Annotated in this window: 10 protein-coding genes and 1 tRNA gene; all 11 read left to right on the top strand. The window is 39.4% G+C overall.

All coding sequences use genetic code 11. The features are described from left to right. Positions 1-340: 340 nt before the first annotated feature. The 11 genes from codY to OVN23_RS06760 all read left to right on the top strand — a co-directional run bounded on the left by codY (position 341) and on the right by OVN23_RS06760 (position 9,432). Positions 341-1,129: a GTP-sensing pleiotropic transcriptional regulator CodY gene (codY, locus tag OVN23_RS06810; protein ID WP_267240874.1), complete on the top strand. Its 789-nt coding sequence runs from the start codon at positions 341-343 to the stop codon at positions 1,127-1,129. Further along, positions 1,129-1,704 (top strand): cysteine hydrolase family protein, encoded by a 576-nt coding sequence (locus OVN23_RS06805; RefSeq protein WP_173218162.1) that lies wholly within the window; start codon positions 1,129-1,131, stop codon positions 1,702-1,704. The genes codY and OVN23_RS06805 overlap by 1 nt, the downstream gene beginning before the upstream one ends. 80 nt (positions 1,705-1,784) lie before the next feature. Then, positions 1,785-1,870: transfer RNA gene (locus OVN23_RS06800), tRNA-Leu, on the top strand. Positions 1,871-2,151: 281 nt separating this feature from the next. Continuing rightward, entirely contained in the window at positions 2,152-3,282 is a 1,131-nt protein-coding gene (locus OVN23_RS06795; protein WP_000229957.1) for an ABC transporter ATP-binding protein, read from the top strand. A 272-nt stretch (positions 3,283-3,554) separates the two neighbouring features. Further along, positions 3,555-4,067 (top strand): adenine phosphoribosyltransferase, encoded by a 513-nt coding sequence (locus tag OVN23_RS06790; RefSeq protein WP_001049318.1) that lies wholly within the window; start codon positions 3,555-3,557, stop codon positions 4,065-4,067. A gap of 144 nt (positions 4,068-4,211) precedes the next feature. Then, a complete protein-coding gene (locus OVN23_RS06785; RefSeq protein WP_267240873.1) occupies positions 4,212-4,418 on the top strand; it encodes a hypothetical protein in 207 nt (68 codons plus the stop codon). After that, positions 4,402-5,346 (top strand): homoserine O-acetyltransferase MetA, encoded by a 945-nt coding sequence (gene metA / locus OVN23_RS06780; protein ID WP_173253266.1) that lies wholly within the window; start codon positions 4,402-4,404, stop codon positions 5,344-5,346. Before OVN23_RS06785 ends, metA begins: the two co-directional genes overlap by 17 nt. 8 nt (positions 5,347-5,354) lie before the next feature. Next, positions 5,355-6,032, top strand: coding sequence for a DnaD domain-containing protein (locus tag OVN23_RS06775; RefSeq protein ID WP_173253267.1), 678 nt, complete (start codon positions 5,355-5,357; stop codon positions 6,030-6,032). Between the two features lie 97 nt (positions 6,033-6,129). Continuing rightward, positions 6,130-6,888: a triose-phosphate isomerase gene (gene tpiA, locus OVN23_RS06770; RefSeq protein ID WP_000087893.1), complete on the top strand. Its 759-nt coding sequence runs from the start codon at positions 6,130-6,132 to the stop codon at positions 6,886-6,888. 37 nt (positions 6,889-6,925) lie between these two features. Continuing rightward, a complete protein-coding gene (lytC, locus tag OVN23_RS06765) occupies positions 6,926-8,416 on the top strand; it encodes a choline binding-anchored murein hydrolase LytC (protein ID WP_173253268.1) in 1,491 nt (496 codons plus the stop codon). A 497-nt stretch (positions 8,417-8,913) separates the two neighbouring features. Next, complete coding sequence (locus tag OVN23_RS06760; protein ID WP_050107673.1) at positions 8,914-9,432, top strand: Dps family protein; 519 nt, start codon at positions 8,914-8,916, stop codon at positions 9,430-9,432. Positions 9,433-9,530: the final 98 nt, after the last annotated feature.

The following is a 9,530-nucleotide window of genomic DNA, read 5'->3' as shown; positions in this document are numbered from 1 at the left end:
GCTTTGAGCTGACTTCGTCAGTTCTATCTGCAACCTCAAAACAGTGTTTTGAGCTGACTTCGTCAGTTTTATCTGCAACCTTAAAGCAGTGCTTTGAGCAGCCTGCGGCTAGTTTCCTAGTTTGCTCTTTAATTTTCATTGAGTATAAATAAAATCATTGTATTATCTTTTTATAATGTTATAATACACAAAAATAGGCAGTTTGTCAATAGAAAAGGAACAATTTAATTAAAAATATTCTGGTTTTTAAAAATTGCAAGTCAATAAGGAATTTTCAGATAATGATTGAAAAAGAGACGTTTTTATGTTATAATGATAGCGATTAAATTCGAGGTGAAAAATGGCACATTTATTAGAAAAAACAAGAAAGATTACATCAATTTTGAAGCGCTCAGAGGAGCAGTTGCAGGATGAGCTTCCTTACAACGCTATTACGCGTCAGTTAGCGGATATTATTCATTGCAATGCCTGCATTATCAATAGTAAGGGACGTCTGCTTGGCTATTTTATGCGTTATAAAACAAATACAGATCGCGTAGAGCAATTCTTCCAAACTAAGATATTCCCAGATGACTACGTTCAAGGGGCTAATATGATTTACGAAACAGAATCAAACTTGCCTGTTGAGCATGATATGAGTATTTTCCCTGTTGAGAGTAGAGATGATTTTCCAGATGGCTTGACGACTATTGCACCGATTCATGTATCGGGGATTCGCCTTGGTTCTTTGATTATTTGGCGCAATGATAAAAAATTCGAAGATGAAGATTTGATTTTGGTTGAGATTGCCAGTACCGTGGTTGGGATTCAGCTTCTTAACTTCCAGCGTGAAGGAGATGAGAAAAATATCCGTCGCCGTACTGCTGTCACCATGGCGGTTAATACCCTTTCTTACTCCGAACTCCGTGCTGTTTCAGCAATTTTAGGGGAATTAAATGGAAATGAAGGGCAGTTGACTGCGTCTGTGATTGCAGACCGTATCGGAATTACCCGTTCTGTGATTGTCAATGCCCTTCGTAAACTTGAGTCTGCAGGGATTATTGAAAGTCGCTCACTTGGAATGAAGGGAACCTATCTTAAGGTCTTGATTTCAGATATTTTTGAAGAAGTGAAGAAAAGAGATTACTAATGACTAAAGCTTTAATTTCGATTGATTATACAGAAGATTTTGTTGCTGATAGTGGGAAGCTGACAGCAGGCGCTCCAGCCCAGGCTATTTCGGATGCCATTAGCAAGGTGACTCGATTAGCTTTTGAAAGAGGAGATTACATCTTCTTTACCATCGATGCTCATGAAGAAAACGATTGTTTCCATCCAGAAAGCAAGCTATTCCCTCCTCATAATCTGATTGGGACGAGCGGACGGAATTTATACGGAGATTTGGGGACCTTTTATCAAGAGCATGGTTCAGACAGTCGTGTCTTTTGGATGGATAAACGCCATTACTCAGCTTTTTCAGGGACTGACCTGGATATTCGTTTGAGAGAGCGTAGAGTGTCTACCGTTATCTTAACAGGTGTCTTGACGGATATCTGTGTCCTACATACAGCTATAGATGCCTATAATCTAGGATATGACATCGAGATTGTTCAACCAGCTGTTGCTTCCATCTGGCCTGAAAATCATCAATTTGCCCTAGGCCATTTCAAAAATACACTTGGAGCTAAGTTAGTAGATGAAAATCTAAATGAAATTTTAGAGTAATTTGGTTGATGAAATGAAAAAAATTGAAAAAAAGTGTTGACAAGCATCCCAAAAGTTGATATACTAGTAAAGTAATCGACGCGGGGATGGCGGAATTGGCAGACGCGCAGGACTAAGGATCCTGTGACCGCTTTAGGTCGTGAGGGTTCAAGTCCCTCTCTCCGCATAGGATAAGAGTTAGCTTAGGCTAGCTCTTTTGTATTTCTCTAAAAAATTAGAATCCAGTCAAATGTAGTGGAGAATCAGCGAAAATATGGGAAAGCTGATTCTTGTTTCTGCTTTTGTATAGAAGAATAATAAAGATTATCTTCTTCAAATTCTCCGATATTCTCTAAAGTTTTGTGCAAGTTGCACAGAACTTTTTAATTTTTTTGGTCACCTTGCCATAGAAATGTAAAGCGTTTTCATCTATAATATAATTATCAAAAGACAAAAGGAGTTCACCTCATGGTAGAATTAAATCTTAAAAATATTTACAAAAAATATCCAAATAGCGAACACTATTCAGTTGAAGATTTCAACTTGAACATCAAAGATAAAGAATTTATCGTTTTCGTAGGTCCTTCAGGATGTGGTAAATCAACTACACTCCGTATGATTGCTGGTCTTGAAGACATCACAGAAGGTACTGCATCTATCGATGGCGTGGTTGTCAACGACGTAGCTCCAAAAGACCGCGACATCGCTATGGTATTCCAAAACTACGCTCTTTACCCACACATGACTGTTTATGACAACATGGCTTTCGGTTTGAAATTGCGTAAATACAGCAAAGAAGACATCGACAAACGTGTGCAAGAAGCAGCTGAAATTCTTGGATTGAAAGAATTTTTGGAACGTAAACCAGCTGACCTTTCAGGTGGTCAACGTCAACGTGTTGCCATGGGGCGTGCTATCGTCCGTGATGCAAAAGTATTCTTGATGGACGAACCTTTGTCAAACTTGGATGCTAAACTTCGTGTATCAATGCGTGCTGAAATTGCGAAAATCCACCGTCGTATCGGAGCTACAACTATCTACGTAACTCACGACCAAACAGAAGCGATGACACTTGCAGACCGTATCGTTATCATGTCAGCAACTAAGAACCCTGCTGGTACAGGTACTATCGGACGTGTAGAACAAATCGGTACTCCTCAAGAAGTTTACAAAAACCCGGTTAACAAATTCGTAGCAGGATTTATCGGAAGTCCAGCTATGAACTTCATCAATGTGAAATTGGTTGGAAGTGAAATTATTTCTGATGGTTTCCGTTTGAAAGTTCCAGAAGGTGCTTTGAAAGTTCTTCGTGAAAAAGGCTACGAAGGTAAAGAATTGATCTTCGGTATTCGTCCAGAAGACGTGAATGCAGAACCTGCTTTCCTTGAAACATTCCCAGACTGTGTTGTAAAAGCGACTATCTCTGTATCAGAACTGCTTGGTTCAGAATCTCACCTTTACTGCCAAGTTGGTAAAGACGAATTTGTTGCTAAAGTTGATGCTCGTGACTACTTGCAGACAGGTGCAACAGTTGAGCTTGGATTTGACTTGAACAAAGCACACTTCTTTGATGTAGAAACTGAAAAAACAGTCTATTAAAATAAATAAAATTCAAAGCACTACAAGAAAAGATATCTCTTTATCAATTGTAGTGGAGAGATATCAGTTAATCTAGGGAGAGAAACAAAATGCTTCTCTCCTTTTTGTTAGGGAAGTCATATTAGGCATCTATCTTGTGATACTCCTTGAATAAAAATGGTCATCTTGTTTGGCTTATAGGGTGATTAGGAGATGAAATATTGTTTTCTCTTTCTTCTTTACTAGAAAATATGGTATAATAGGGAGTAAAAAACTTTGAAAGAAAGAAAAAGATGAATTTAAAAGATTACATTGCAACAATTGAAAATTATCCGAAGGAAGGGATTACTTTTCGTGATATCAGTCCTTTGATGGCTGATGGAAATGCTTATAGCTATGCTGTTCGTGAAATCGTTCAGTATGCTACTGACAAGAAAATCGACATGATCGTAGGGCCTGAGGCTCGTGGATTTATCGTGGGCTGTCCAGTTGCCTTTGAGTTGGGAATTGGTTTTGCTCCTGTTCGTAAGCCAGGAAAATTACCACGCGAAGTCATTTCTGCTGACTATGAAAAAGAGTACGGTGTTGATACCTTGACTATGCATGCTGATGCCATCAAGCCAGGTCAACGTGTTCTGATCGTAGATGACCTCTTGGCAACAGGTGGAACTGTTAAGGCAACTATCGAAATGATTGAAAAACTTGGTGGTGTTGTAGCGGGTTGTGCCTTCCTTGTTGAATTGGATGAATTGAACGGTCGTGAAAAAATCGGTGACTACGATTACAAAGTTTTGATGCATTATTAATGAAAAACAGTCCCTAGGGCTGTTTTCTCTACATTAGGATATAAAAATAGACTATAGCTAGTTAGAGAAAAACTATAATTGAAAACTATATCTTCTTGCAGTATAATAAAAGGACTAGGTGTTTGAGATTTAGTTTCATACTCAATGAAAATCAAAGAGCAAACTAGGAAACTAGCCGCAGGCTGCTCAAAACACTGTTTTGAGGTTGCAGATAAAACTGACGAAGTCAGTAACCATATCTACGGCAAGGCAATGTTGACGCAGTTTGAAGAGATTTTCGAAGAGTTTCAAACATATGCAATGATTCCTGAAAGAATACAGTTAGGAGAGGGTTATGCCGATTCGAATTGATAAAAAATTACCAGCTGTTGAGATTTTGCGGACAGAGAATATCTTTGTCATGGATGATCAACGTGCTGCCCACCAAGATATCCGTCCTTTGAAGATTTTAATATTAAATCTTATGCCACAAAAAATGGTCACAGAAACCCAGTTGTTGCGCCATTTGGCCAATACACCTCTACAACTGGATATTGATTTTCTCTATATGGAGAGCCATCGTTCTAAAACAACTCGTTCAGAGCACATGGAGACCTTTTATAAAACTTTTCCTGAAGTCAAGGATGAGTATTTTGATGGAATGATTATCACGGGTGCTCCAGTTGAGCATTTACCATTTGAGGAAGTGGACTATTGGGAGGAATTTAGCCAGGTGCTTGAGTGGTCCAAGACCCATGTCTATTCGACCCTTCATATCTGTTGGGGGGCTCAGGCTGGGCTTTATCTGCGCTATGGTGTAGAAAAATACCAGATGGACAGTAAGCTATCAGGTATTTATCCTCAGGATACTTTAAAAGAAGGGCACCTTCTCTTTAGAGGTTTTGATGATAGCTATGTATCCCCTCATTCTCGACATACGGAGATTTCTAAGGAAGAGATTCTGAATAAGACCAATCTCGAGATTTTATCAGAGGGATCTCAGGTTGGGGTTTCGATTTTGGCTAGTCGGGATTTGCGTGAAATTTATAGTTTTGGGCATTTGGAATATGACCGTGATACCTTGGCAAAAGAGTATTTTAGGGATCGTGATGCAGGTTTAGACCCACATATTCCAGAAAATTACTTTAAGGATGATGATGTCAATCAGACACCTTGTCTTTGTTGGTCTTCATCAGCAGCCCTCTTTTTCAGTAACTGGGTGAATTATGCGGTCTATCAGGAGACGCCTTTTGACTGGAGAAAAATAGAAGATGATGCATCTGCATTTGGGTATTTATAAGAGGAATTATGACATATTTAGACGCTTTTAAATCAGGGAACTTGGTTTTACCAAGTGCCCTGCTCTTGCATTTTAAGGAACTATTTCCTTCCAGCGACGATTTTCTGGTCTGGCAATTTTTCTATTTGCAAAATACGACAGGTTTGGATGAAATGTCGCCAAGCCAGATTGCTGAAAGGATTGGCAAGGAAATTTCGGATGTCAATCAGGCTATTTCCAATCTGACGGAGAGGGGACTACTTCAGTATCGAACGATCGAATTGAATGGCGAAATTGAATTGCTTTTTGATGCTAGTTTGGCTTTGGAACGTTTGGATAATTTGCTTGGAGCCGCTCATTCGAGTTCAGACCAGTTGACATCTCAAAATCAGCTCAAAGATTTGGTGGAAACCTTCCAGCAGGAATTAGGACGCTTGTTGACACCTTTTGAGATTGAAGATTTGACCAAGACACTAAAGGAAGATGGAACCAGTGCTGACTTGATTAAGGAAGCTCTTCGTGAAGCTGTTTTGAATGGAAAAGCAAACTGGAAGTACATTCAGGCGATTTTGAGAAACTGGCGCCATGAAGGTATCAAAAGTGTGGCTCAAATCGAGGCTAAGCGGGCAGAAAGAGAAGCAAGCAATCCTCAGTTGACACAGGTATCAGCAGATTTCAGAAATGCTATGGATCTCTGGAAGGACTAATCCATGTAAGCAGGCTTGAAATCCGAGTAAGATTTGCAAGCTGTGTTTAATTGTGATAAAATAAATAGAAAATAAATTGAAAAAAGAGGTATGTGAAATGTCACGTAAACCATTTATCGCTGGTAACTGGAAAATGAACAAAAATCCAGAAGAAGCTAAAGCATTCGTTGAAGCAGTTGCATCAAAACTTCCTTCATCAGATCTTGTTGAAGCAGGTATCGCAGCTCCGGCTCTTGATTTGACAACTGTTCTTGCTGCTGCTAAAGGTTCAAACCTTAAAGTTGCTGCTCAAAACTGCTACTTTGAAAATGCAGGTGCTTTCACTGGTGAAACTAGCCCACAAGTTTTGAAAGAAATCGGTACTGACTACGTTGTTATCGGTCACTCAGAACGCCGTGACTACTTCCATGAAACTGACGAAGATATCAACAAAAAAGCAAAAGCAATCTTTGCAAACGGTATGCTTCCAATCATCTGTTGTGGTGAGTCACTTGAAACTTACGAAGCTGGTAAAGCTGCTGAATTTGTAGGTGCTCAAGTATCTGCTGCATTGGCTGGATTGACTGCTGAACAAGTTGCAGCATCAGTTATCGCTTATGAGCCAATCTGGGCTATCGGTACTGGTAAATCAGCTTCACAAGACGACGCACAAAAAATGTGTAAAGTTGTTCGTGACGTTGTAGCTGCTGACTTCGGTCAAGAAGTTGCGGACAAAGTTCGTGTTCAATACGGTGGTTCTGTTAAACCTGAAAACGTTGCTTCATACATGGCTTGCCCAGACGTTGACGGTGCCCTTGTTGGTGGTGCGTCACTTGAAGCTGAAAGCTTCTTGGCATTGCTTGACTTTGTAAAATAATCAGTAAGTAGCAAAAGCTAGGTGGAACAGCATTCAGATGTCTGTTCCATTTTTTATAGGAGAGGAAAGATTGAAAACAAAAATTGTATGTATAGGGCTAGCAAGTCTTTGCTTACTTGGCGCAAGAGTTTCAGGAATTGCGGCAGATGAAACAAGTGGAAGCACAGTTTCAGAAAAATCTAGTCTATCAACAGGGACTTCATCAACTAGTAGCAATGAACAGAGAAACAGTGTCTCTGCCCACTGGGATGGAGATTATTATGTAAAGGCTGATGGTTCTAAAGCTCAAAGTGAATGGATTTTTGACAACTACTATAAGGCTTGGTTTTATATTAATTCAGATGGTCGTTACGCGCAGAATGAATGGCATGGAAATTACTACCTGAAATCAGGTGGGTATATGGCCCAAAACGAGTGGATCTATGACAGTAATTACAAGAGTTGGTTTTATCTCAAGTCAGATGGGGCTTATGCTCATCAAGAATGGCAATTGATTGGAAATAAGTGGTATTACTTCAAGAAGTGGGGTTACATGGCTAAAAGCCAATGGCAAGGAAGTTATTTCTTGAATGGTCAAGGTGCCATGATGCAAAATGAATGGCTTTATGATCCGGCTTATTCTGCTTATTTTTATCTAAAATCCGATGGAACTTATGCCAACCAAGAGTGGCAAAAAGTGGGCGGCAAATGGTACTATTTCAAGAAGTGGGGCTATATGGCGCGGAATGAGTGGCAAGGCAACTACTATTTGACTGGAAGTGGTGCCATGGCGACTGATGAAGTGATTATGGATGGTGCTCGCTATATCTTTGCGGCTTCTGGTGAGCTCAAAGAAAAGAAAGATTTGAATGTCGGCTGGGTTCACAGAGATGGTAAACGCTATTTCTTTAATAATAGAGAAGAGCAAGTGGGAACCGAACATGCTAAGAAAGTTATTGATATTAGTGAGCACAATGGTCGTATCAATGATTGGAAAAAGGTTATTGATGAGAACGAGGTGGATGGTGTCATTGTTCGTCTAGGTTATAGCGGTAAAGAAGACAAGGAATTGGCGCATAACATTAAGGAGTTAAACCGTCTGGGAATTCCTTATGGCGTCTATCTCTATACCTATGCTGAAAATGAGACCGATGCTGAGAATGACGCTGAACAGACCATTGAACTTCTGAAGAAATACAATATGAACTTGTCTTACCCTATCTACTATGATGTTGAGAACTGGGAGTATGTGAATAAAAGTAAGCGTGCTCCGAGTGATACAGGTACTTGGGTTAAGATTATTAACAAGTACATGGAGACGATGAAGCAGGCGGGTTATCAAAATGTGTATGTCTATAGCTATCGTAGTTTATTACAGACACGTTTAAAACACCCAGATATTTTAAAACATGTAAACTGGGTAGCGGCCTATACCAATGCTTTAGAATGGGAAAACCCTCATTATTCAGGAGAAAAAGGTTGGCAATATACCTCTTCTGAATACATGAAAGGAATCCAAGGGCGTGTGGATGTCAGCGTTTGGTATTAAGCTCTGATTAGAAAGAGGGATGTGAGAGTAGCACCCTCTTTTCTTTGTTTTATGATAGTTTATCCTCGAGTAAATTCAAGAACTTGCTAGGAAATGAATCTTATATAGTAGATTGAATATAGACCAGGACATTGCGGTTGCTAAAACATTTTTAGAAATTCATTTGTCTTTCCTAATCGACTTGGCTCCCTCTTATTTCAATCTATTATAGTCTTGGGGAATTTCTTCAAACCACGTCAGCGTGGTCAGTTCTACCTGCGACCTCAAAACTTGTACTTTGGTTAAGCTGGGTTTAGTTTCCTAGTTTGCTGATGGATTTCCATTGACTATAAGCATCCAGACCTCTTTTTCGTCTTCTAAAGAATTCTTAAATTATCAGTCTATTGCAACTTTTCTCATGTGGGTCATTTGGCTTGCTATTGTCTTTCCTTAGTAGTATACTAAGGTAGTAATCATTAAGAAGTGGTTACAAAAAATAATGAACGAGGTAAAATAAAATGGTAGAATTGAAAAAAGAAGCAGCAAAAGATGTCGCAACATTAACAAAAGCAGCGCCAGTAGCATTGGCAAAAACAAAGGAAGTTTTGAATCAAGCTGTTGCAGATTTGTATGTAGCGCATATTGCTCTTCATCAAGTGCACTGGTACATGCGTGGACGCGGTTTTATGGTATGGCATCCAAAAATGGATGAGTACATGGATGCTCTTGATGGTCATTTAGATGAAATCAGCGAACGCTTGATCACACTTGGTGGAAGCCCATTCTCTACTTTGACAGAGTTCCTTCAAAACAGTGAAATCGAAGAAGAAGCTGGTGAATACCGTAATGTTGAAGAAAGCTTGGAACGTGTTCTAGATATTTATCGCTACCTCATCACTCTTTTCCAAAAAGCGTTGGATGTGACTGACGAAGAAGGCGATGATGTTACAAACGATATTTTTGTTGGTGCTAAGGCTGAACTTGAGAAAACAGTTTGGATGCTTGCCGCAGAACTTGGACAAGCACCTGGTTTGTAAGAAACAAGGAAACATAGATAAATCTGTAGGAAATTTCTTACAGATTTTTTCTATTTTGTAAGCTATTCCAAACCAGTCTTTTTTTGAGTTTTTTGATA

Origin of the sequence: Streptococcus sp. Marseille-Q6488 (genome assembly GCF_946902925.1) — a bacterium.
Lineage (GTDB): Bacteria > Bacillota > Bacilli > Lactobacillales > Streptococcaceae > Streptococcus.
The sequence above is the reverse complement of the archived record's forward strand: the minus strand, read 5'-3'. Positions and strand labels throughout refer to the sequence as shown.

Excerpts from the sequence above, each read along its gene's own strand:
- OVN23_RS06790 (WP_001049318.1), top strand. The coding sequence starts at position 3,555 with ATGAATTTAAAAGATTACATTGCAACAATTGAAAATTATCCGAAGGAA.
- codY (WP_267240874.1), top strand. The coding sequence starts at position 341 with ATGGCACATTTATTAGAAAAAACAAGAAAGATTACATCAATTTTGAAG.
- OVN23_RS06785 (WP_267240873.1), top strand. The coding sequence starts at position 4,212 with ATGAAAATCAAAGAGCAAACTAGGAAACTAGCCGCAGGCTGCTCAAAA.
- OVN23_RS06775 (WP_173253267.1), top strand. The coding sequence starts at position 5,355 with ATGACATATTTAGACGCTTTTAAATCAGGGAACTTGGTTTTACCAAGT.
- OVN23_RS06760 (WP_050107673.1), top strand. The coding sequence starts at position 8,914 with ATGGTAGAATTGAAAAAAGAAGCAGCAAAAGATGTCGCAACATTAACA.
- lytC (WP_173253268.1), top strand. The coding sequence starts at position 6,926 with ATGTCTGTTCCATTTTTTATAGGAGAGGAAAGATTGAAAACAAAAATT.
- metA (WP_173253266.1), top strand. The coding sequence starts at position 4,402 with ATGCCGATTCGAATTGATAAAAAATTACCAGCTGTTGAGATTTTGCGG.
- OVN23_RS06805 (WP_173218162.1), top strand. The coding sequence starts at position 1,129 with ATGACTAAAGCTTTAATTTCGATTGATTATACAGAAGATTTTGTTGCT.
- OVN23_RS06795 (WP_000229957.1), top strand. The coding sequence starts at position 2,152 with ATGGTAGAATTAAATCTTAAAAATATTTACAAAAAATATCCAAATAGC.
- tpiA (WP_000087893.1), top strand. The coding sequence starts at position 6,130 with ATGTCACGTAAACCATTTATCGCTGGTAACTGGAAAATGAACAAAAAT.